The organism is Lachnoclostridium sp. Marseille-P6806 (assembly GCF_964238185.1).
Taxonomy (GTDB): Bacteria; Bacillota; Clostridia; order Lachnospirales; family Lachnospiraceae; genus Brotaphodocola.
In genome coordinates, this window is sequence record NZ_CAXSLG010000002.1 from 25,767 (window position 1) to 49,536 (window position 23,770).

The 23,770-nt window shown below is 45.8% G+C and carries 19 protein-coding genes and 3 tRNA genes; 1 reads left to right on the forward strand and 21 read right to left on the reverse strand.

What is annotated here, in order from left to right; genetic code table 11:
- Positions 1-22 precede the first annotated feature (22 nt).
- Positions 23-1,441 carry an aspartate aminotransferase family protein gene (locus ACESON_RS02245; protein WP_373108318.1) on the forward strand — a complete coding sequence of 473 codons (1,419 nt, stop codon included), beginning with the start codon at positions 23-25 and terminating at the stop codon, positions 1,439-1,441.
- 60 nt (positions 1,442-1,501) lie between these two features.
- Here ACESON_RS02245 and ACESON_RS02250 read toward each other — a convergent pair whose 3' ends face one another.
- From ACESON_RS02250 to ACESON_RS02350, 21 genes are all read right to left on the reverse strand, one after another.
- Complete coding sequence (locus ACESON_RS02250) at positions 1,502-2,914, reverse strand: serine hydrolase domain-containing protein (RefSeq protein WP_373108319.1); 1,413 nt, start codon at positions 2,912-2,914, stop codon at positions 1,502-1,504.
- Between the two features lie 130 nt (positions 2,915-3,044).
- Entirely contained in the window at positions 3,045-3,854 is an 810-nt protein-coding gene (locus tag ACESON_RS02255; RefSeq protein ID WP_177959586.1) for a TIM barrel protein, read from the reverse strand.
- Positions 3,851-4,450: a histidine phosphatase family protein gene (locus ACESON_RS02260; protein WP_177276631.1), complete on the reverse strand. Its 600-nt coding sequence runs from the start codon at positions 4,448-4,450 to the stop codon at positions 3,851-3,853. Before ACESON_RS02260 ends, ACESON_RS02255 begins: the two co-directional genes overlap by 4 nt.
- The gene (locus ACESON_RS02265) at positions 4,447-5,769 is read right to left on the reverse strand and encodes an alkaline phosphatase family protein (protein ID WP_177276630.1); all 1,323 of its coding nucleotides are present in this window, start codon (positions 5,767-5,769) and stop codon (positions 4,447-4,449) included. The genes ACESON_RS02260 and ACESON_RS02265 overlap by 4 nt, the downstream gene beginning before the upstream one ends.
- Before the next feature lie 11 nt (positions 5,770-5,780).
- Positions 5,781-7,235, reverse strand: a complete 1,455-nt coding sequence (locus ACESON_RS02270; RefSeq protein WP_177959584.1) for an extracellular solute-binding protein — start codon at positions 7,233-7,235, stop codon at positions 5,781-5,783.
- A 43-nt stretch (positions 7,236-7,278) separates the two neighbouring features.
- Complete coding sequence (locus ACESON_RS02275; RefSeq protein WP_373108322.1) at positions 7,279-8,112, reverse strand: carbohydrate ABC transporter permease; 834 nt, start codon at positions 8,110-8,112, stop codon at positions 7,279-7,281.
- Entirely contained in the window at positions 8,109-8,999 is an 891-nt protein-coding gene (locus tag ACESON_RS02280; RefSeq protein ID WP_373108324.1) for a carbohydrate ABC transporter permease, read from the reverse strand. The genes ACESON_RS02275 and ACESON_RS02280 overlap by 4 nt, the downstream gene beginning before the upstream one ends.
- 288 nt (positions 9,000-9,287) lie before the next feature.
- A complete protein-coding gene (locus tag ACESON_RS02285) occupies positions 9,288-9,848 on the reverse strand; it encodes a flavin reductase (protein ID WP_177958167.1) in 561 nt (186 codons plus the stop codon).
- Positions 9,849-9,916: 68 nt separating this feature from the next.
- Positions 9,917-10,447, reverse strand: coding sequence for a cysteine hydrolase family protein (locus ACESON_RS02290; protein ID WP_373108325.1), 531 nt, complete (start codon positions 10,445-10,447; stop codon positions 9,917-9,919).
- 15 nt (positions 10,448-10,462) lie between these two features.
- Positions 10,463-11,203 carry an NUDIX domain-containing protein gene (locus ACESON_RS02295; protein WP_373108326.1) on the reverse strand — a complete coding sequence of 247 codons (741 nt, stop codon included), beginning with the start codon at positions 11,201-11,203 and terminating at the stop codon, positions 10,463-10,465.
- A gap of 108 nt (positions 11,204-11,311) precedes the next feature.
- Positions 11,312-11,692, reverse strand: coding sequence for a DUF2500 domain-containing protein (locus tag ACESON_RS02300; RefSeq protein WP_373108327.1), 381 nt, complete (start codon positions 11,690-11,692; stop codon positions 11,312-11,314).
- Positions 11,693-11,708: 16 nt separating this feature from the next.
- Positions 11,709-12,038: a DUF6054 family protein gene (locus tag ACESON_RS02305; protein ID WP_373108328.1), complete on the reverse strand. Its 330-nt coding sequence runs from the start codon at positions 12,036-12,038 to the stop codon at positions 11,709-11,711.
- A 359-nt stretch (positions 12,039-12,397) separates the two neighbouring features.
- Positions 12,398-12,470: transfer RNA gene (locus tag ACESON_RS02310), tRNA-Thr, on the reverse strand.
- A 38-nt stretch (positions 12,471-12,508) separates the two neighbouring features.
- A tRNA-Glu gene (locus ACESON_RS02315) sits at positions 12,509-12,580 on the reverse strand.
- A 24-nt stretch (positions 12,581-12,604) separates the two neighbouring features.
- Positions 12,605-12,678 (reverse strand) — tRNA-Pro (locus ACESON_RS02320).
- A 91-nt stretch (positions 12,679-12,769) separates the two neighbouring features.
- Positions 12,770-15,328 (reverse strand): heavy metal translocating P-type ATPase, encoded by a 2,559-nt coding sequence (locus ACESON_RS02325; protein ID WP_373108330.1) that lies wholly within the window; start codon positions 15,326-15,328, stop codon positions 12,770-12,772.
- A 51-nt stretch (positions 15,329-15,379) separates the two neighbouring features.
- A complete protein-coding gene (locus tag ACESON_RS02330; protein WP_177958826.1) occupies positions 15,380-15,679 on the reverse strand; it encodes a metal-sensing transcriptional repressor in 300 nt (99 codons plus the stop codon).
- Between the two features lie 279 nt (positions 15,680-15,958).
- A complete protein-coding gene (locus ACESON_RS02335) occupies positions 15,959-20,455 on the reverse strand; it encodes a PolC-type DNA polymerase III (protein ID WP_373108332.1) in 4,497 nt (1,498 codons plus the stop codon).
- Positions 20,452-21,525 (reverse strand): flavodoxin-dependent (E)-4-hydroxy-3-methylbut-2-enyl-diphosphate synthase, encoded by a 1,074-nt coding sequence (gene ispG / locus ACESON_RS02340; protein ID WP_373108612.1) that lies wholly within the window; start codon positions 21,523-21,525, stop codon positions 20,452-20,454. The genes ACESON_RS02335 and ispG overlap by 4 nt, the downstream gene beginning before the upstream one ends.
- Before the next feature lie 20 nt (positions 21,526-21,545).
- Entirely contained in the window at positions 21,546-22,610 is a 1,065-nt protein-coding gene (locus ACESON_RS02345) for a site-2 protease family protein (protein ID WP_177959905.1), read from the reverse strand.
- A gap of 4 nt (positions 22,611-22,614) precedes the next feature.
- Positions 22,615-23,757 (reverse strand): 1-deoxy-D-xylulose-5-phosphate reductoisomerase, encoded by a 1,143-nt coding sequence (locus ACESON_RS02350; RefSeq protein WP_373108334.1) that lies wholly within the window; start codon positions 23,755-23,757, stop codon positions 22,615-22,617.
- Positions 23,758-23,770 lie beyond the last annotated feature (13 nt).

A 23,770-nucleotide genomic window follows, 5' to 3' on the forward strand; every position in this document is an offset into this window, starting at 1 on the left:
GACTGAAGAAAGGATCTAAGATATGCTAAATAGTGAAAACATTTTAAACAGTTCTCAGCTGGAAACAGAAATTAAGCATTTTGTTCACAATTTCTGTCTTGATAAACACAATATCCATACACAGCAGGTAATCTGGAATATGCCGGACGGGCAGATGGAAAAGGTCAAAGCTCTGGAGATTTCCCGGGATGGACGTCCTGCCAAGGAGGTTGTGGAAGAAATGATGAAAGAAGTCTACCAGTATCGCGGTGACTCCAACCATCCCCGTTTCTTTGGATTCGTTCCTGGTCCCGCATCTTCAATTTCCTGGCTGGGAGATATTATGACTTCTGCCTATAATATCCACGCAGGCGGAAGTAAGCTTGCGCCAATGGTAAATTGTATTGAACAAAAATTATTAAAATGGCTTTGCGAACAGGCTGGTTTTGGCAAACAGTCAGGCGGCGTATTTGTAAGCGGTGGTTCTATGGCGAATATTACTGCCCTCACGGCGGCCAGAGATAATAAATTAGATGATCAGACGCTGCATCTTGGAGTTGCTTATATTTCCGATCAGACACACAGCTCTGTTGCAAAGGGACTTCGCATTATCGGAATTCCAAATACCCGTATTCGAATCATTCCCTCCCGGAGTGACTTTACTATCAATACAGAGCTTTTGGAAGAACAGATTTTAAAAGATAAAAAGGACGGACTGATTCCGTTTGTTATCATTGGAACTGCCGGAACTACAAATACAGGAAGTATTGATCCGTTTAAAACATTATCAGAAATTTCAGGAAAGTACAACATGTGGTTCCATATTGACGGAGCTTATGGCGCATCTGTTTTGCTGAGTCCCAAATATAAGCATCTTCTTGACGGCACACAGCTGGCAGACAGTATTAGCTGGGATGCTCACAAGTGGCTTTATCAGACTTATGGATGTGCCATGGTTCTTGTAAAAAATGTGCAGCATTTATTTCACAGCTTTCATGTAAGTCCTGAATATCTAAAAGATGTTGAAGGTGATTCTGAAAATCTGAATACCTGGGATATTGGAATGGAACTTACAAGGCCTGCGAGAGGTTTAAAGCTATGGCTTACTCTGCAGATTTTAGGAACTGACTTAATAGGCAGCGCAATTGAGCACGGATTTCAGTTGGCAAATTGGGCAGAGGAAGCGCTGCGCGTGCTTCCGGATTGGGAAATCATCTCTCCTGCTCAGCTTGCCATGCTGAATTTCCGTTATGCACCAAAGGGATTTTCAGAAAATGAATTAAATCTTTTCAATGAAAAAATATCAAAAGAAATTCTGGAAAGCGGATATGCCGCTGTATTTACTACTGTTTTAAATGGAAAAACTGTTTTACGCATGTGCACGCTCCACCCGGAAGCAAAGAAAGAAGATATCGACGAGACAATCCGTTTGCTTGATACCTTTGCAAAAAGGCTTTTATAAGAATTTATTCAACCTTCCCATGTGTTTCCATGGGAAAGTTGAAATCAGTGTCCTAATTGCTTACCGGCGCCTGGGAATCATACGGCTTCCATATGCTATTGCAAAAATTCCCCTCTCCTCATCGCTAATCAGACGAAGAAAGAGATCGGAATAGGGGTTGCGCACAATGGCAGTATATGGACTGACTGTAATCAATGGTTTTTCTTTTTCATCTTCTGTTAGTCCGATAGAACCGTCTTCTTTCAAATATAGTTTTACTGTGATTCCTTCGCCGGAAACATAAGTGCCTGCTGCAGAATGCCTGGTCTCCTCACTCCAGGGTGTTTCTTGCCAGGAATCTCTTTTTTCAACAGGACTTTTTCCGTTATAGACCTTCATCAGTCCATCAGAGATTAGGCTGACCGGAACACCAGATGTATTGCACAGCACAATTACTGCTGCATCAGCTTCATAGGACCATGCAATATGGGAGGAAACACCTGTAAGTGAGCCTCCGTGTTCGATGATTGTCAAGTCATCCATATTTTTCATGGATACCCCATATCCATAATAGCCGTTTCCGTTATAGGGCTGACGAGGCTTGCACATTTCACGCACACGGTACTGGCTTAAGATTCTGGTTCCATCTGCTGTACGACCGAGGTTCAGGTACATCTGAAGGTATTTTTTCAAATCATTTAAGGTAGATTTCATTGCACCGCTTCCATTTAAAACCAATGCGTTATCATGGTAATTTCTATGGCCAACCATGCTTCCGTCGATTTTTTTATAAAGCGTGGCAGCATTTTCATCGAGGCTGGGACGGAGAAAATCGCAAAAGCTTCTATCCATATGAAGAGGCTTTAGAATATTCTTAATGAGATAGTCAGCAAAGGACGGCTCTCCGCCATATCTCCGAATAATGTCGGATAAAAGGCAAAAGCCATCATTACAATAACTTAGATATTCTCCTGGTTTTCCGTTTAATCCATTCTCCTTTGTCTGTTCATCCAGCCGTTTAGCGATCAGACGAATCCCCTCCTGGGCCAATCCATCATGATAGGCAAAAGCACCTGTCACGGATTCATCCAGTCCCAGAGCCTCGGCAACCTGATTAACTAAAATTCTGGGAAGCGGGAAAAAGCCTGCTGCATGACTCATAAGATGACGAATGGTAATCTTGTCCTGGTTTTTGTTAGTAAATTCAGGAATATATTTGCTGACCGGATCGTCAAGATCGAGGATCCCTCTCTCCTCCATCTGCATAATTGCGAGACAGGTAAAGGACTTTGTTACAGAAGCAATTCCGAAAATCGTATCTCCGTTCATCTCTTTACCGGATTCTTTATCCCTGACACCCCAGAATTTTTCAAATACAGTATTTCCGTCACCATCGATGATGGCTGCCGCAATGCCGCAGGCCTCAAATTTATCCATGATATCCTCAACAAGATTTTCTGCCAAAATCAAATTCGCTTTATTTATACGATTCATGTATCCACCTCTGTATGATTTTGTTTTTTATTTTTTGATTATAACACAGGAGATACGGATGATGTCAACTGCGTATGAAAGACCTTGCAAACTTTCTGCTCCTAAATCCATTTTCCCATCAATGGCGAGCCTAACAACCTGCCGCCTGGCAGATTTTCCGGAAATCCTCGTAAATTCCTTCTTTGCAGATCCATTCGTAGGGGCCGTATTCCAGAATCAGATTCGCATTCGGGCTATAGAATGCTGCTGCCTGAATAATTTGATCCGCTTCTTTTTTTGAGATTATTCCTTCTGGTGCATAATAAGACAGATGGCTGTCATGGACTCCGTCATTCTGATTCAGATGATAACCGTGAATTCGGCTTCCCAGTTTCTGGATTACTTCCGGCAAATCCCAATGATTTAGCAGTGCGTGGCCGGTATCAATAAGACATCCCCACTCTGGTGGAAGTATTTCGAACAGCGCGATAAATTCTTCCTGAGAAAACAGCACATTTTTCCTGGCAGGATACCCTACATTTTCCACAGTTCCCCGCATATTTCGTTCCCTCAGAAGCGGTGCCCAAAAGGATAATACCTGTGCGGACCGTTTCTGGCGGGCCAATCGCTGTTCGTCCGGAACAGGACCCTCATGGGTATGAAATACTACGGAAGCAGCATGAAATTGCTGATACAGCTGACAGGTCTTTTGAAATTCTTGTTCTGCCTCCAGTTCCTCTTTGCTTCCCGGCTCGGTACAGAATTCCGCATATGGCGCATGAAGAAGTATCGGTACACCAGAAAATGCAGATTCCTGAGCCAGAAAAGGAGGATCCGGATTTTTTCCAGGGAAGCCGACTGCAAATTCTACTCCGATTGGTTTCTCAAATCCGGCCACACAATCCAGAAGCCATGAATAATCTCGTGGACCAATACAATAACTGGAAAGATATAGCTTCATTTCTGCACCTCCCGCTCCAGGTGGAGCTGTCCATCTACGATCTCCAGAATAAACATGGAGCAATTTTCCATAGCAGAGCTCCAGAATTTGTGAAGGGAAATCCCCAGAAATGGATTGACAAGCAAACGGTTGACTGCACCGTGAGCTACTATCAGAATTGTCTCATATTGGCCTTCTAAAGGCAGAATTACCTGTGTAAAAAACTCCTTTACCCGTTTTTCCACATCCTGAAAGGATTCTGCTGTCTCCGGCGGTGTATACCGGTCCGGCTCCTGGAAAAAATGATAAATCGGATCTTCTGGTGTGTTTAAGATAGCCTCAATTTTTCTTCCTTCATAGCGGCCGAAACTGATTTCCATCAGCCGCGCATCCTCTGCCATTGGAATCGGGCGCTCTCCTTTTATGATCCGGGCCGTCTGTCTTGCCCTCTTTAGCGTAGAGCAAAACACTGCCTCAAAGGGAACGTCTGCCAGTTGCTTGGCCAGAATCTGTGCCTGCTCCATGCCCTGATTGTTCAGGGGAAGATCTGCCTGACCCTGAATCCGTTCTTCCCGGTTCCAGTCAGTTTCTCCATGGCGAACCAGATAGATTTTCATCGTAAAAATTCCTCCATTTCTTTTCCTTCTGAATGCTTTAGCGTAATTCCCAAAAGACGCGCATAGGTAGGAGCCTCATCTATCAGGTCGCGTCGTTGCAACATGCGATAACATTGAAAATCCGGTCCCTTTGCCACAAATACCGGCTGGGGACCGAAATCCGGTAAACCTCCGTGAGTCGCCCGGCCAAGTCGGTAATCGGAATCATCGAAGGCTTGCACCAATGGGCGTACTGCCCGATCTCCAAAAGATGTATAGCCGTCACTTTCTACCACAAAAGAAAAGTTTCCTTTCAGATGATGCTGTTCCCACGCTTCTTTGGCAGTAAACACAGTTCCGATCCCGTAGATGCCTTCCTCCTGCCATTGCAGCAGATGAGAATAAACCTGTTGCCGCAGCTGCTCATCTTCCGGACAGCGCAGATAAATGAGAGACGACATGGCATTAGAAAAGCTGACAGCCTGCCAATCCAGGATTTCCCCTTCCGCTCCCGTCTGAATCCATCCCTGATCTGCAAACAGCACATTCAAATTCAAGTTTCGGCTGATGCTCCGCTGTCCATGATCACTGACCAGCACCAGATTTACCTGTTCCAGAAAACCGCCGGCACGGCAGGCTTCCATCAAAGCGCCAAGATATCCATCCAGACGGTACACTGCCTCTTTCATCCACGGACCAAACAGGCCATAGCGATGGCGATATGTATCAAATGTCCCTGTATGGACAAAGCACACATCTGGTTTTTTCTCTCTCAGGACATCGCAGGCTACATGGATATTAAAATCATCAATTACCGGCCACTGCATAAAAGCCGCTTTGCCGCCCTGCTGCCACCCTTCCGGAAGATAACACTGATTTGCTTCAATGATTTTCAGCATTTCCTCAGAAGATCCGGCATCCGAAAAGCTGCTTCGCAGAGTGTCCCCCGGCTTTGGCATCCAATACTCTGCCATCAGCCAGTCCACATTAGGATTTCCAGCTGTTGCCGGCCAGGAAATGGCAGCAGTTGTATAACTGGCCTTTTTTGCTGCAGCAAACAGATCCTCTACCTGATATCCGCCATGCCAGAGCCAGTTCTGCTCTTTTGGTTTCACGGAAAATCGAAAATTACTGGTCAAACCGTGAGTTCCCGGATAACAGCCAGTAATCATCGAAACATGGGCTGGATAAGTAACGGAGGGGTATACAGAACGCATCCCCTCCGTTACTTCACAGCCTCCTGCCAGATATTTCCGAAAATTCGGCAGCTCTTTTAAAAGCTCCAGATCCTCACAGACCATAGCATCTACAGAACATACAAGAAGCCGTTTTTTATTCATTTTCAAACCCCCTATTCCGGATTAGACTGGTTATATAGGTCAATAGCTTCCTGAATGGATTCCGCTGCTGTATGAATTACCTGCTTCAGATCTGCTTTGCTGTCAGCAGCTGCAGTTTCAATGGCAAACTTATTTGCAGCTTTCATCTCATTGGAAATCGGAATATAGGGATTCAATGCAGAATCATCGGATTTTGCGAGAGAATCATACACAGAAGCAACAGCCGGGAAGGTTTCTTTTACATAAGTCTGATAGGTTTCGCTGTCATAGGCCTCCTGGTTTGGTGCAAGATATCCTGTCTTTACTGCAAAGTGTGCAGCTGATTCACCGGTACTTGCATATTTAATAAACTCATATGCTCCCTGCATCTGCTTCTCATTTCCATTGTTTCCAATAAAGGTTCCGGTACCGCCGGCCGGCTCACCTGTGCATTTCCCTTCCTCTGTCGCAGATACCATAGGAAGAATACCAACCTCAAAAGCTCCGTTTACGGAATCCAGTACCTTTGTAGTCATGGAAACTACACCCATCATCATTGCACAGTCGCCAGATGCAATCTGAGGAATGATTTCTGCCTGATAATCAGAACCGTAAGGAACGCAAAGTTCTTCCGCATGAAGCTTCTGATACACCTCTAACATGGAATATACGGCATTGTAAACGGCTTCATCTGTTTCGTACAGGCACTGGGTAATCCGCTCTCCATTAAGACCGTTATCATTGTTATATGCCTTGATGCCTTCTCGTCCCAATGCTGCATTGAAATAAAATCCATCGGGATGAAAGCCGATTCCATAGGTAGTAAATCCTCCGTCTACCAGCTTTTTGGATGCATCATAAAGATCCTGAAAGCTGTTTACTTCTGCCGGATCAATACCTGCTTCACGGAACATATCGGCATTATAATAAATTCCGGGATAGCTGTAACCGATGGGATAGCCCACCTGGTTACCCTGGGTATCACAGTAAGCGCCGCGAATAGCATCCCAGGTGTGATCCAGCTCCGGCCAGCCTTCTGTATCTGCATCCAGATATTCCTGAATGGGTTTGCAGTAATCTGCTTCTGCGTACATAGCTACATTTTCCACAGCGCCGGAAAACAGAGCCGGAAGATCCTTCTGAGCGGTAGACTGGATCTTCGCATTCATTTCATCCTGCTTTCCCTGATATTCAATCGTCACATGGTATTCTGACTGGCTTTCATTAAAGCTGTCGATTACTGTCTGAAGATATCCAATGTTGGCGTCACCAAAATACGTCCACCACACAACTTCCTCGGGAGCAGCCTGCTCAGGCGCTTCGGTCTTTGTCTCCGCAGCTGTCTGTTCCGAGACTTCGGTCACTTCTTTTGTAGTCTCTGCTGCCGGTTTGGTCTCCTTTTGTCCACAACCAGTGATTCCTCCCACTCCCATCATGACTGCCATTCCCAGAGCCATGCTTCGTCTTGCTGCATCATAGCGTTTCATTCCTTTATACCTCTCTTTTCAAAATTTCTTTTGTTCTATGGAATCAGCCCTTAACACCGCCAGCTGTCATTCCCTTAATCATGTAATCCTGTCCAATGATATAGATCAGTGCGGAGGGCAGAATCGCAATTACTGCTCCGGCCAGAATATGGCCATAATTTACAATATCTCCTGTAACCAGAAGGGAAATACCGATCTGAATAGTCCTCATTCTGTCTGTATTAGTCACTAGAAGCGGCCAGAAAAACTGATTGTAGATCAGAACGAACTGATAAATAGCCAGAGAGGAGATCGTAGGAATTGAAAGAGGAAATACGATATGAAACAAAAATCCCAGATCCCCGCATCCGTCCAGTCGTGCCGCGTCCCGGAAATCTTTGGGCAGTGTCAAAAAATACTGCCGCATAAGAAAGATCGAAGTACCGGAGGTCAGTGACGGAAGCACCAGTCCCGCATAAGTGTTGATCAGATCCAATTTTTGGATTGTCATGTAATTGGTGATGACAACTACTTCACCGGGAATCATGGTTGTCATCAGCACTAATGTAAACAGAAGATTTTTTCCAGGAAAGCGAAAAAATACAAATCCGTAAGCTGTCAGGCAGGAAATGATTATCTGCGCCAGAATGCAGATAAGACAGACAATTCCGGTATTCTTCAGATATGTAAACATGGGAACCTTTTGAAATACCTGTTGATAATTCTGCAGCGTGGGATGATCCGTAAAAAGCTTTAATGGATACGTTCCCAGTTCCAATTCACTCTGCAGGGAAAACAAAACACCAAGGATCAAAGGGGAAATAAAGATAATTCCAAGGGCTGCACGAAACCCGAATGCCAGGGCTTCTTTTATTAGTTTTTTTCTTGCCATATTCATTGATAATGTACCATCCTTTTCTCCAGTGCAAATTGAATCTGCGTTATACTGAAGATCAGAATAAACAGAACTACTGCCTGGACACATGCCGTCTCAAACCGTCCGTTGATCATGGCATTTTCATAGATATAATAAATCAGATTCTTCGTTCCATTAGCTGGCCCGCCTCCCGTTAGCAGGCGGATCTGGGCAAAACTTCGGAAGGAACTGGAAATATTCAGAAAAAGAACAAAAAACAGCTGAGGAGAAGCCATAGGAATCAGGATGTGGCGAATTCGGGCCAAGGGACCAGCGCCATCCAGCCAGGCACTTTCCAGTACCTCCTCAGGCACATTGCGGAAACCAACTAACAGAAAGATAAAACTAATACCCACATGCATCCAGATCGTCATGGAACACACAGCCCAAAACGCATAAGGAAGCTTTGTCGTCCAGCTGATGGAAGTTCCAAGCAAATTATTGAGTAATCCATTTTTTTGCCGGAAAATAAACAAAAAAATTGCAGCAGCCGGTGAGGATGCGATAGCCATGGGAAGTGCATACATTGTCTGATACCATTTAGAAAACCGAACCTTTTTGGTGGCAAGCAAGGCAAAGATCAATGCAATCGCAAAAGTAAATACCAGATTGATCCCTGCCATTTTCAGAGTGATCCAAATGACATCCCAAAAGGAGTCTTTTGTCAAAACCCGTACCCAGTTGGCCAGTCCTACCCACTGTGTCACCTCTCCTTGTTTGTTAGTCATTGAAAAGGATAACAGAATTGCCTTTAAAAACGGATAAAAGTTAAAGATCATAAACAGAGCCATAGCCGGAAGAATCAGAATATAGGGAAGAATCGAAATTCTTTTCTTCTTTCCAGGATTCACATAAATCGTATTTTTCATAGTTTCTTATTCCTCTCTTTCCATCACGTTCTTCAGTATACGACTCTTTTTTATTTTTTGATACCATACTTCTGTTAACGGAATGTTAAACCTCTGTAAGCCTTTTTTCTGCAAAGTAAAAATTCTAGGTTGTTAGCATTCTTATTGCTATGGTATAAAAAAGAAGCTCGCTTGCGAGCTTCTCCACCTGCGGCGGGGCGCTTCTGGAACAAAAAAATGGCTGAAAGCAGAATCGCCTGCTCTCAGCCATTTGAAATTAAAACAATTATTTTATAAATTGTGCTCCCGCTATTTCAGTGCTAATCCGTCTCGGAATGCATTTCCTGCCACTTCCCCGATGACCCGATATTTATTGTGTACCGGATCAAAGATGATGGGCTGCAGCCGTTCCGGATCAATCTTTCCGTCCTCTCCGATGATACTCTCGTCTGCACTGACATTGATGATTTCTCCCACTAACCTGCAGGTTTCCGGATCGTAGCTTACCAGTTTACATTCCAGCGCCATGTGAAGCTCCTTAATCATGGGAGCATCTACAAACTCAGACGGTTCTGCATGAAAGCCGACTTTTTGGAATTTATCCGGCACATCGTTTCCAGACACAATTCCCACATAGTCACATTCCTTTACATAGGAAGCCTCTGCCATGCTGACCGTAAAGGCCTTTCTGGACAGAATATTTTTTGTGGTTTTGTGTTCTGCGCTGACACAGATGGAGATCTGTGTGTCGTCGCTGATTCCTCCCCAGGCTGCATTCATCACATTTGGTGTACCATCCTCTCCATAGGCTGCAATCATCAATACCGGCTGCGGATAAGTCCATGGTTTTGCTCCAAAATTCTTTCTCATCGTAAAATATCCTCCTGTTATAAAGTTTCAGTCTGCTCTTTCAAAGCTTTTTCGTAAACTCCGTTTTCCTATTTGACCGTGATTTGACAGCTTCTCATGGTTTCTAAAGCTGCTTCGTGTTTTTGAGGGGTAACTCCTGCGCAGCAGCCTGTGTGTACGATGATAGGCACCTCCGGCAGATATGCTTTTAACAGCAGCGCATTGGATACCACACAGATATCCGTACAAACTCCGATTAACTCAATGGATTCAATCTCCTGCTTGCTATGCTCTGCCTGTAAATCCATGGCCAGGCTGGTGCATCCAAACGTACCTTTGACATATACTGGATATTGCTTCTCCTGCTGTATGATTTTTAGTGGTTCAATGAGTTCCCATCCTTTTGTTAAATTGATACAGTGTGGTACGGGCAGAAACTTTCCTTCCTGCGTATCCAGATAATTATTCTGGTGTGTATCTTTTGTAAACAGTACCGTTCCGCCAAAGCCTTTTACCATTTCTACAACTGCCGGAACAATCTCGCGGGCTTCTGGACTTCCAAGTGATCCATACACGAAATCTTCCTGCATATCCACAACAATGAGATACTTTCTTGACATAACATGTTCCTCCTCTTATCTTGTATAATGATAGTGCTTTGGGGCTGTTTTTGAAGAACTCTCTTTTTCTTCTGTGATAACAGATACGATTCCAGTATTTAAGTATTTGCTTCTAAACATTTTTGCAAAGTTTCCTGCATCTATAGTTTGTCCTTTGATGCATTCGTAGATTCCACGCAGCTCTCCAAGGGTAAAATCATTTTTGTTGTTCAAGAACTCAAAAGCAAGATCAGTATAGTCCAGTTTTCCAGCAAGACGTTTCCATGCAGTACAGATGATTTCTTCATGGTCAAAGGCCAAATCTTTGGCAGTCAGCAGCGTTTTGTTTTCTCCCGCAAGCTGAAGCTCCCGGTCATTGATGCTTACCCGAAAAAACATGGCTTCTGCTGCATCATCTCCAGCCCGCGGTAAGAGAGCTGCCTTAGGAATCAGTGCCATGTAAGCAACAGAAATTACGCGCATTCTTGGGTCCCGGTTAACGCCTCCGAATGTATAAAGCTGTTCCAGATGGTAGTCTCCGCTCAGCCCGGTTTCTTCTTTTAACTCTCTTTTTGCTCCGTCATCAAGGGATTCTGTCATATTGACAAATCCCCCGGGAATCGCCCATTTTCCTTTGTATGGATGCCCTCCCCGTTTAATTAACAAAAGCTCCAATTCGTGATTTTCATTGACCGTAAAAATCAGAATGTCGGTTGTAACAGAAGGCTTTTCATACTTATTCGGATTGTAAGTTTTTAAATATTCTTCTTCTGTCATGATGTTCTCCAATAGTTCTTCTTACAAAATATTTTATGTATTTTTCTTTGTATATTTTACAAGGATTTTGTATTTTCATAATACGGAAAATCAGAAGGGAAGTCAATATTAAATATTCCTATCAAATGCAAGATATCTGGTTCCCTGAAAGGTCAGTCTGCCCTCATCACCTTCTGCAAGCATGCCATACTCCGTTCCAGACATTGATAATTCCATTCTGTCACCGCTTTCAACCTGAAACGTGATAAAATAGGTGGTACTTGATGTACTGTGATACCCATGTGCTCCTGATATATCGCCAGCATTTGGGTGGCTGTGATGCATCGTACTCTGACGTTTGGAAACGATTTTTGCTGGTACGGTTAAGCGTGGTGAATGATTATTGTTATGCCAGGTATGTATTCCCCTTGCAAACATAAATATAAAAATTCCCAAAACTAATAAAAATATGAGAGGGAATATTATTTCAAGCAAATGAAACAGAATCATAGAATCCTCCTTATTTTTAATCTAAAATTTCTCTCAGACGATCCAGAAATGCTGATTCTCCAAAGGTATTGATTTTAAATAACATCGCCTGACTTCCGCCGGATGTAATTGCGGAGAGTTTTACCGGACCATTACCGTTCTGGAACAATGTAATATTGAGGCTGACACGATTCCCTCCCATTGCACTGTATCTTTCAAAAACACGCACACTGCACCTTGCATCAGAATCCATAAAATCGCTGGCATCTTCAAGAGAGGCTGTTGAACTTCCATTCATAATTCCTTGTTCAATACGATGAAGCAGTTCATCGAAATCATAATTTAATTCACGCTCTAATTTTGCCATCTTTTTTTCCTCCAATTAAGCTCTTTTGATAATCGCTCCAAATCGTTTCTGATTTTATTTTATCATTTTTCCTGAATATGTTCTTTAACCCCTACTTACGATTCTATTAAAAAATATCGCACTGCGGAAACAGGAGCTTGACCGGAAAAAACTAAAAAAGAAGCTCGCTTGCGAGCTTCTCCGCCTGCGGCGGGTCGCTTCTGCGATAAAATTCTCTGCCGCCGCATGGCGATCCCCGCGGAGCGTTTTTTAGTTCATAGGACGTAATTTCCTATGAACTAAAAAAGCCGCCCTTTCCGGACGGCTGAAATTATGCTTAGAAATAAGAAAAACCCTTATTCTGCAAGGGTTTCGGGAAAAGCTCCCGGCCGGACTCGAACCGGCGACCCACGCATTACGAATGCGTTGCGCTACCAACTGCGCTACGGAAGCGATAAAAATGCTTTGGACTTTTCATCCAAAGCATTTTATGACCTCACCGGGAATCGAACCCGGGTTTACGCCGTGAGAGGGCGTCGTCTTGACCGCTTGACCATGAGGCCTTAAAACAAACTATCGAAGGTTAGTCGAGGCGACAAGATTTGAACTTGCGACCTCTGCGTCCCGAACGCAGCGCTCTACCAAACTGAGCCACGCCTCGATACCTTTGATAGTATAATATGAATTGAGCCAATTGTCAACAAAAAAATGAAAAATTTTAAAAGTTTTTTAATTCGCTCTAAATCGCTACCCTATTCGATTCCCAGAACCTGATAATCCTGATCCTCTACAGCCTTTTTAAGCACTTCATCAGCCACTTCCTTAGACAGAGTAACAACTGCTGTTCCTTCCTCGTGGCTTACTGCTGCCTCGCTGACACCCTCCAGCGCCTCCAGGGTCTTTTTTACCCGTGCTTCACAATGGCCGCACATCATACCTTCAATTTTCATGGTTTTTGTCATAGTTTCATCCTCCTTGATAAGATTGATTTCTTGAATCTGTACTGCTGCTTTGCATTTTTTATCTTTTGAAGCATTGTACATCTGGAATAAGTTCAGCCGCAGTGCGTTGGTTACCACGCAAAAGCTGGAAAGACTCATAGCGGCAGCTCCAAACATGGGATTCAGTTTCCAGCCGAATATAGGATACCAGATTCCGGCTGCCAGGGGAATCCCGATAATATTATAGAAAAAGGCCCAAAACAGATTTTCATGGATGTTTCGAAGCGTTGCCCGACTTAAACGAATAGCCGCAGGAACATCCTTTAACTGGCTTTTCATCAGAACGACATCTGCTGCATCAATAGCAATATCGGTTCCCGCTCCTATGGCAATGCCGGTATCTGCTCGGGTAAGGGCTGGCGCATCGTTGATCCCATCGCCTACCATGGCAACCTTGCCCTGCTCCTTTAAGGCACGGATGACACTTTCCTTCCCATCAGGAAGAACACCAGCAATGACCTCGTCAACCCCGGCCTGGGCTCCTATGGCGTTTGCTGTTCTCTGGTTATCTCCAGTCAGCATTACCACTCGAATTCCCATGTTCTGCAGTTCGCGGACAGCCTGCGGACTGTCTTCCTTGATAACATCTGCAACTGCGATAATTCCCAGAAGAGACTGATCCTTTGCAAAAAACAGGGGGGTTTTTCCATTTTCGGCCAAAGCCTCGGCCTGGCGTCGCACAGAGTCGGGAACCGGCGCCTTTTTAGAGATAAAGCTGTAATTTCCCCCATAAAGAAGAGAACCTTCGAAGCGGGCTGTCAGACCGTTTCCAGGAAGGGCCTGAAAATCGGAAACCTCCTGCGGCATTTGACGGCGTTCTTTTGCTTCCTCCATAATGGCCCTGGCCAGGGGATGTTCGCTTTTGGCCTCCAGAGCAATGGCCAGACGAAGAAGCTCGTCTTCGGTGATCTCGCCTGCTGGAAGAATATTTGTCACCATCGGCTCGCCGTTTGTAATGGTTCCTGTTTTATCCAGAGCAACAATCTGTACCTTTCCTGCCTCTTCCAAAGACACGGCAGTTTTAAACATGATTCCGTTTTTAGCGCCCATTCCGTTACCCACCATAATAGCAACAGGGGTTGCCAGCCCCAGGGCGCAGGGGCAGCTGATTACCAGTACGGATATTCCTCTTGCCAGGGCAAAACCGATGCTTTCTCCGGCCAGCAGCCACACCACCATGGTGACAATGGAAATTCCGATGACGGCAGGAACAAAGACACCGGATACCCGGTCGGCTACCTTGGCAATGGGAGCCTTTGTCGCAGCAGCATCACTCACCATCTGAATAATCTGTGAAAGAGTGGTATCCTCTCCTACCCGGGTTGCCTGACAGCGGATAAATCCGGATTGATTCAGGGTAGCTGCAGAAACCTTATCTCCTGCGGCTTTGTCTACAGGAATGCTTTCGCCTGTCAGAGCAGCCTCATTAACTGCGCTGCTTCCTTCCAGAACAATTCCATCTACTGGAATATTTTCCCCAGGACGAACAATAAAAATATCTCCCTTAGTGACCTGGTCAATGGAAACCAGTACTTCTTCTCCGTCCCGGATGACAGAAGCTGTTTTTGGCGCCAGCTTCATCAGGCTTTTCAGGGCGTCTGTAGTACGGCCCTTTGAGCGGGCTTCCAGCATTTTTCCTACTGTGATTAATGTCAGGATCATGGCTGCTGATTCAAAATAGAACTCATGCATATAGGACATAACTCCGGCCATATCTCCCCGCATCTGCGCATCTGTCATGGCAAACAGGGCATAGGTGCTGTAGACAAAGGCAGCCGTAGAGCCCAAGGCCACCAAAGTATCCATATTTGGGGCCTTATGCCAGAGACTTTTAAAGCCGCTGATGAAAAATTTCTGGTTAATGACCATCACAATTGCAGTCAGGATCAACTGCAGCAGGCCCATGGCTACATGGTTGTCTTGGAAAAACGAGGGGACCGGCCATCCCCACATCATAGCGCCCATGGAAAAATACATCAAAACAATTAAAAATCCAAGGGAGGAAAAAAGTCGCTTTTTCAGAATTGGCGTTTCGTGATCCGTTAGCATTTCCTCAGCCTCCGATGCTGAGTACCCTCCATGGGTATGGGAACCGGCTGCGTTTTTGCCCTGTCCCTTCTGGGAAGCGCCATATCCGGCCTCTTCTACAGCGGCAATCACAGCCTCCGGAGATGCATCGCCTTCTACGCCCATGGAGTTCGTCAGCAGGCTGACAGAGCATGAGGTGACGCCTGGGACCTTGGATACTGCCTTTTCCACCCGTGTGCTGCAGGCAGCGCAGCTCATTCCGGTTACTTGATATTGATCCATATAGAAAATTCCCTCCTTTACTGGAAAAATGGATATCGGAAGCGGGCTTTTTTACTTCATCAGCTTTTGAAGAATGCCCACCAGTTCATCAATGGTTTCATCCTTTCCATCCCGGATATCCCGGGCCACACAGGTGCGGATATGATTGCCCAGAAGAACTTTGTTAAAGCTGTTCAGCGCTGCATTTGCTGCGGCAACCTGTATGAGAATATCCGGGCAATAACAGTTTTTTTCTACCATTCCCCTGATTCCGCGAATCTGTCCCTCGATCCGGTTTAATCGATGGATCAGATCCTTATATTCCTTTTCCGATCGTTCTTTTGTTGTGTGGCAAAAGCACTGTTCTTCCATTGCAAGTCCACCTTTCCTGGTTTTATCTGATATGTTTCTGATTCCAGGTATCATGGATACCCGGTTAAATATACCCCATGGGGGTATATTTATTATAAAAAAGAGAAGAAGGATTGTCAACCCTTCTTCTTATTTTTTATTTCATAGGAAATTACGTCCTATGAAATAAAAACGCTCCGCGAGGATCGCCATGCGGCGGCAGAGAATTTTGTCGCAGAAGCGACCCGCCGCAGGCGGAGAAGCTCGCGAGCGAGCTTCTTTCCTGTTCGGGAAAAATATTTAGAAATCAAACAGAGAGAGCTGGTTGCTTTCCGGAAGATCTCCAAGAATTCCCATATCAGACATTAAATCGCAGATGGTTTTGCTGACCTTGGAGCGATTTCTGAAGTCCTCCTTTGAAAGGAAGGGGCCGTCCATAGCTGCGTAAACCACGCCTTCCGCAGCGGAAAGTCCCAGTCCGGCGATACTGCTTAAAGAAGGCATCAGCTTCCCGTCAATAATCTGGAACCGCTCTGCCTGGGCCCGGTAAATATCAATCGGCATAAAATCATACCCTCGGGCATACATTTCCTGAACAATTCGCATATCTCGAAGAGTATCCTGCTCTGCCTTGGATAAGGAATCAGACCGTTTTTTAAAATCAGCCAGATGGTATTCCAGCTTTTCACGTCCCTGGCACATCAGCTCATAGGAAAAGCCATTTGCACGGATGCTGAAAAATGCAGCATAGTAAGCCAGAGGATAAAATACCTTGCAGAAAGCTACGCGCCAGGCCATCATAACATACGCCGCCGCGTGAGCCTTTGGGAACATATATTTAATTTTCAGGCAAGAATCAATGTACCACTGCGGCACATTGTGAGCCTTCATTTCTTCAATCCACTCTGGTTTTAAGCCCTTACCCTTTCGCACACTTTCCATGATAGTAAAGGAAAGCCCTTCTTCCAGTCCCATCTGAATCAGATAAACCATAATATCGTCACGGCAGCAGATGGCAGTCTGAATGGTTGCCTGACCACTGAGAATTAAATCCTTGGCATTGCCCAGCCATACATCCGTTCCGTGGGCCAGTCCGGCAATGCGGACTAAGTCAGAGAAATATTTGGGCTTGGCATCAAGAAGCATCTGCATGGCAAAATCAGTTCCAAACTCAGGAATTCCCAAAGCTCCCAGCTTACAGCCACCAATATCATCCGGAGTAATTCCCAAAGCAGAGGTATTCTGAAACAGAGACATTACCTCCGGAGAATCCAGAGGAATATCATTTACCGGATCCAGACCGGTTAAATCCTGAAGCATTCGAATCATGGTCGGATCCTGATGTCCTAAAATATCCAGCTTCAGCAGATTGTGATCAATGGAATGGTAATCAAAATGGGTGGTTACGGTAGAGGTAGTCATATCATTGGCCGGTCTTTGAACCGGGGTAAAAGAATAGATTTCCTCACCAATGGGAAGCACAACAATACCGCCAGGGTGCTGTCCCGTCGTTCTCCGGACACCGACGCAGCCCTGAACAATCCGGTCTATTTCGCAGTTTCGCTTGTGAATTCCCCTTTCCTCGTAATAACGTTTGACAAATCCGAAAGCTGTTTTATCTGCCAGAGTACCGATCGTTCCGGCACGGAAGGTCTGGCCCTTTCCAAAGATGACCTCTGTATAATCGTGGGCCTTACTCTGATATTCTCCGGAAAAGTTCAGGTCAATATCCGGTTCCTTATCTCCCTTAAAGCCCAGGAAGGTCTCAAAGGGAATATCAAAGCCCTGCTTTGTCATGGGAGTGCCGCATTTGGGACAGTTCCGATCTGGCATATCGCATCCTGCCATTCCGGAGAATTTCTTTACCTCCTCCGAATCAAAATCATTGTAATGGCAATGGGGGCACAGATAATGGGGACTCAGGGAATTTACTTCTGTGATTCCGGCCATGTTGGCAACAAAGGAGGAACCTACAGAGCCTCTGGAGCCTACCAGGTAGCCATCCTCATTGGATTTCCATACCAGCTTCTGAGCAATAATATACATCACGGCAAAGCCATTGGAAATAATAGAATGAAGCTCCTTTTCCAGTCGGGCAGTTACAATTTCAGGCAGGTTTTCCCCGTACATTTCATGGGCCTTGTCATAGCAGATTTTTCGAAGGGTTTCATCAGAGTCTTCAATAACCGGAGGACATTTATCCGGACGTACTGGTGCAATGCGCTCACACATATCAGCAATCATCCGGGTATTGGTAATGACCACCTCTTCTGCCTTATCCGGCCCCAGGTATTCAAATTCCTTCAGCATCTCTTCTGTCGTTCGCAGATATAAAGGCGCCTGCTGATCCGCATCTGAAAATCCCTGACCCGCCATAAGAATCCGGCGGTAAACCTCGTCCTCAGGGTTGAGAAAATGAACGTCGCAGGTTGCGCATACGGGTTTTCCCAGCTCTTCCCCCATTTGAACGATTCTCCTGTTCAAATCCATCAGATCTTCCATGGTTTTTACGGTGCTTTTTTCATCCCGCAGCATAAAGGCATTGTTGCCCAGGGGCTGAATTTCCAGAAAGTCATAAAAGGATGCCACCTTCATCAGCTCCGCTCTGGGCAATCCCCGCAGAAGGGCCTGGTAAAGTTCCCCAGCCTCACAGGCAGAACCAATGATGAGCCCTTCTCTGTACTGGTTCAGGAGACTTTTGGGAATCCTGGGACGTTTTGCAAAATAGTCAATATGGGACCAGGATACCAGCCGGTAGAGATTGATTCGTCCTACCTCGTTTTTGGCCAGAATAATTACATGGTGAGTCGGCAGTTTTTTGATGGTGTCCGGACTGAGCTCGCTCATTTCATTCAGCTGGTCCAGATTTTCCACGCCTCTGGCCCGAAGCATTTCTACAAATTTTACAAAAATTTCTGCAGTAGCTCCGGCATCATCTACGGCCCGGTGATGATTTTCCAGAGAAATATTTAAGGCCTTGGCTACCGTATCCAGCTTAAAACGGTTTAAGCTGGGAAGAAGCTGTCTGGCTATGGCGACTGTATCAAGGACAGTGGGTTCAAATTCCAATCCCTGCTTTGCGGCCTGCCAGGAGATAAAGCTGACATCAAAGGAAGCATTGTGGGCAACCAGGGCACAGTCTTTGCAGAATTCCAAAAACTGAGGAAGAATCACTTCAATCCCCGGCGAGGAAAGCACCATATTGTCGTTGATTCCGGTCAGCTGCTCGATTTCAAAGGGAATCGGCACATCTGGATTGACAAAGGTACTGAATTTGTCTGTAATCTGTCCGTTGACAACCTTGACAGCGCCGATTTCAATAATCTTGTTTTTTTCCGGGCTGAAGCCGGTAGTCTCAATATCAAAGACCACATAGGAGTCTGAAAAGCTCTGCCCTCTGGAGTGCTCAACCAGCTCCTTCATATCATCCACAAGATATCCCTCTACGCCATAAAGAATCTTAAAGGAATCTCCCTTGTCCAAAGCATGGCTGGCATCCGGGAATGCCTGGACACAGCCATGATCTGTGACGGCAATGGCTGGCATTCCCCAGGATTTGGCTCGTTTCACAATATCCTTGACCTCAGAAACACCGTCCATATCGCTCATTTTTGTATGACAGTGAAGCTCTACCCGTTTGACTGGGCTGTTGTCTGTCCGCTTGCTGGTAAAATCCTCATATTTTTTAATGCCCCGAATGGAACCAATGGTCAGTTCTCCGTCAAACCGGTCAATGGTTGTCATGCCCTGGAGGCGGATAAAGTTTTTTTCTTTAATTGCATTATTTAAATCCTCCAGGGTATCTTCATTTGCAAATACCTTGACTGTAATGGTATCAGTAAAGTCTGTAATGTGGAAAATAATAATGGTTTTTCCGCTTCTGAGCAGCCGGCTGTCCTTATCAAGGATTTTGCCACGGATGGTAACTTCTCCGATTTCTCCCTCAATTCGTTCCAGCTCAATAAAATCGTCTTCAAAATCACGTCCATAAAGGACATCGGGATTCTCCGATTTTTTCCGGTATCCTCCATGACTCCAGTCGTTTTTCTTCTGAAATTCCTTTTTCCCGTTTCGCAGAGCGCCAGGGCGTGACTCACCTCTGGTAATACTGCCGCCATTTTCACTGCCTTTTCCTGCCGCTTTTGTTTTTCCCTTTTCTGCAGAAGCAGATGCACCGCTTTTTGCTTCCTGGGAATTTTCTTCTTCTGTGCTGTGGTGCTCCAGATAGCGGGCAGCCAGCTCCTCTGCCTGGTGTTTTGCCTGCAGTTCTCTTTCCAGTGTTCCTCTGGCGCGTACAGGCTCTACATATTCGTATTCTATCTCCACAGGAAGGCCGCACCGTTCATGGAAAACTTTTTCCAGGACACGCTTCAGTTCCCCGGCTTTTTCCCGGTTGACCATGGTGTTTTCTACAGTCATATGCAGCAGGTCCGGCCGTGGAAATGTACATTCTGCTTTCCGAAAAATGGAATATTCGATAATGCTGTAATTTTTCAGTTCCATCAGCAGGCTGTCCCGGTAAACCTTCAGAAGCTTTTCCGGTGTATACTGCTCAGACAGACAGAACCGTTCAAAGATTCGGATCTGGATCTGTTTTCCAGGAAAAAGCTGCTCTCGAATTCCCCGTTCCAGATCCCAGATGTTCTTTTTATGAATTAATCGCGGACTGTTCAGGTAAATGCGAAGAGAGCTTCTGTCTCTGGGCATGGAGACACGCTCCACGCCTACCAGAGATAAAAGCTCCTGCATTTGTTCTGTCATATGCAATCCGGGAAATACGTCTAAAAAATCCTTCATTCACCTTTCTCCTGAGCTGCCGCCAGGGCTTTCAGCTCTGCACGCAGAGCAGGAAGCAGCTCTGCCTCTGGCAGCTTTTTCACAATTTCCCCTTTTTTGATGAGAAGGCCTTCGCCAATGCCTCCAGCAATTCCCAAATCAGCCTCTTTTGCTTCGCCAGGGCCATTTACTACACAGCCCATAACAGCCACCTTTACATTCAGCTGGTCAAACTCTGTCACCATGTTTTCCACCTGATTGGCCAGGCCGATCAGATCGATGCGGGTACGGCCGCAGGTAGGACAGGAAACTACCTCAATTCCACCTTTGCGCAGTCCCAGAGTCCTTAAAATCAGCTTGGCAGATTTGATTTCTTCCACCGGATCTCCAGTAAGAGATACCCGGATGGTATCACCGATGCCCTGATGGAGGATCAGTCCCAGTCCGACTGCGGATTTGATATTACCGGAGGTTAAAGTTCCGGCCTCTGTAATTCCGACATGAAGGGGAAAGGAGGTCTGGCTGTGAATCAGCTCATGGGCCTTGACGCACATCATAACGTCGGAGGATTTGATGCTGATCACCAGGTTATCGTAGCCCATCTGCTCAATCAGAGCAGTTTTTTCCAGAGCGCTTTCTACCAGCCCCTCTGCAGTGACGCCGCCGTATTTTTCGATCAGACCTTTTTCCAGAGAGCCGCTGTTTACACCTACTCGAATGGGAATGTGAAGCTCCTTGGCCCTATCTACCACAGCTTTTACTCGTTCCTTGCTGCCGATATTGCCGGGGTTGATGCGGATCTTGTCAGCGCCATTTTCCATGGCTGCAATAGCCAGACGATAATCAAAGTGAATGTCTGCCACCAGCGGAATATGAATCTGTTTTTTGATTTCCTTTAGGGCAGCTGCAGCCTCCAGTGTGGGAACAGCTACACGGATAATATCACAGCCCGCCTGCTCCAGCTTCAGAATCTGGGCAACCGTTGCTGTTACATCCTCTGTTTTTGTATTGCACATGGACTGGATCAGTATGGGATTTCCGCCGCCAATGACCCGGTCACCAATTTGAATTACCTTCGTTTTCATTCGTATCCACCTGTCCTTTCTCTGTCTTACAAAAGCTTCTGTACGTCATGAAAGAGAACAAAGAGCATCAGTGCCATCAAAACCATCATGCCGGCCAGATGAACCATTCCTTCTTTTTCCGGATCCATGGGCTTTCCACGAAGCAGTTCGAGAAAAAGGAAGAACAGACGTCCTCCGTCCAGAGCCGGAATGGGAAACAGATTCATGATTCCAAGGCTGGAGCTTAAAAGAAGAACCCAGTTTGCCAGAATCACTATGAGAACCATAGCTCCGGCCTCCCGTCCCTGCTCTACCGTTTCTCCAACCATACTGACAATGCCCACCGGGCCGGTTACTGCATCTTCTACTGGAAGCTGTTTGGTGAAAAGCATGCGCAGGCTGTCAAAGGTAGAAACGATACAGTATTTTACTTCATAAGCACTGCAGCGAATCAGCTCTGCAAAGCTGTCTGTTTTTTCATATCCGGCAAAAAGAACACCAAGCATGTAGGCCTGATATTCTTCATTAAATGCGGGAGTTAAGACAGCAGTTCGTTTTTCTGCCGCACCTTTATTTTCCCAGCTTCCACCGGCCGGACGTTCATAGGAAATGGTCAGCTCCTGGCCTGGATGGGAAAGTGTATACAGCTGAATGTCCCGGTATGCGCTGATTTTTCGATTGTTGATCCGGGTAATCTTATCTCCCGGCATCAGACCGGCCTCCTGAGCAGGAGAACCGTCCTCTACACCAATAAGCACCGGATTGTCATGTCCTACCTGGGATACAATCAGGATTCCGGCAAAAAAGGCCAGAATAAAATTAAATACAGGACCCGCGGCAATCACAGCAATTCTTGCAAATACAGATTTGTTGTTAAATGCTTTGGGATTGGGATCCGCACTGTCCTCTCCCACCATCATACAGGAGCCGCCGAAAGGAAGCGCCTTCAGGGAATACCTGGTTTCTCCGTGTACAAAGCTGGCCAGCCGCGGCCCCATGCCAATGGAAAATTCCACTACGCCAATGCCGTTTAGCTTTGCCAGCAGAAAATGACCGAATTCGTGAACAAGCACAATCAGCCCGAATAAAAGAATTGCTGCCAGAATATTCAGCAATTTACCACCTGCTTTCTATATAATCATAAGTTTCCTGCTCTGCAGCCAGAATCTGACTTACATCAGGATTTTCGACCACCTTGTGATGCGCCATGGCGCCTTCAATCATATCAATGATGGTCAGATAAGGAATTTCTTTCTTTAAAAATCTGCCGACAGCATATTCGTTGGCAGCATTATAAACCGTAGGAAGAGAACCGCCTCTCCTGCCTGCCTGGTAAGCCAGCGAAAGACCGCGGAAGACCTCCATATCCGGAGCCTCAAAGGTGATCTTTCTCAGTTTTGCAAAATCAAGACGCTCTCCCGGAAGATATCTTCTCTCCGGGTAGTAAAGGGCATACTGAATCGGAAGCTTCATGTCTGGAGTGCCAAGCTGAGCCATAATGGCTCCGTCTTTAAATTCTACCATGGAGTGAATGACACTCTGTGGCTGAACTACGACCTGAACCTGATCCATTTCCACGCCGAACAGCCAGCGGGCCTCCATAACCTCCAGTCCCTTGTTCACCATAGTTGAAGAATCAATGGTAATTTTCTGTCCCATAGCCCAGTTAGGATGCTTTAAGGCATCTTCTACCCGAACGCCTTCCAGCTGTTTTCGGGTCCATCCGCGGAAGGGACCGCCAGAAGCAGTCAGGAGAATTTTGTGAATTTCTTTTTTATTTTCACCGTTTAAGCTCTGGAAAATGGCACTGTGTTCACTGTCCACTGGAAGAATCCGCACATGCATTTTTTCCGCGAGAGGCATAATCAGATGTCCTGCAGTTACCAGAGTTTCCTTGTTGGCAAGAGCAATATCCTTTCCGGCCTCCATAGCTGCAATGGTAGGACGAATTCCAATCATGCCCACAACAGCAGTGACTACAATTTCTGCCTGGGGTTCTGTGGCTGCCTCTAACAGTCCATCCATACCGGAGACAACCCGCACATCCAGATCCCGGATCTTATCCCGAAGATCTGCAGCCTTTTTCTCGTCCCACACGCAGGCCAGCTTCGGATGGAATTTCCGGATCTGCTGCTCTAAAAGGACAATATTGCTCCCTGCAGCCAGGGCTGTTACCTGAATATCTCCATTATTCTCTACAACCTCCAAAGTCTGTGTGCCGATAGAACCGGTAGACCCGAGAATTGCTATTTTTTTCATTGGTATCCTCCTT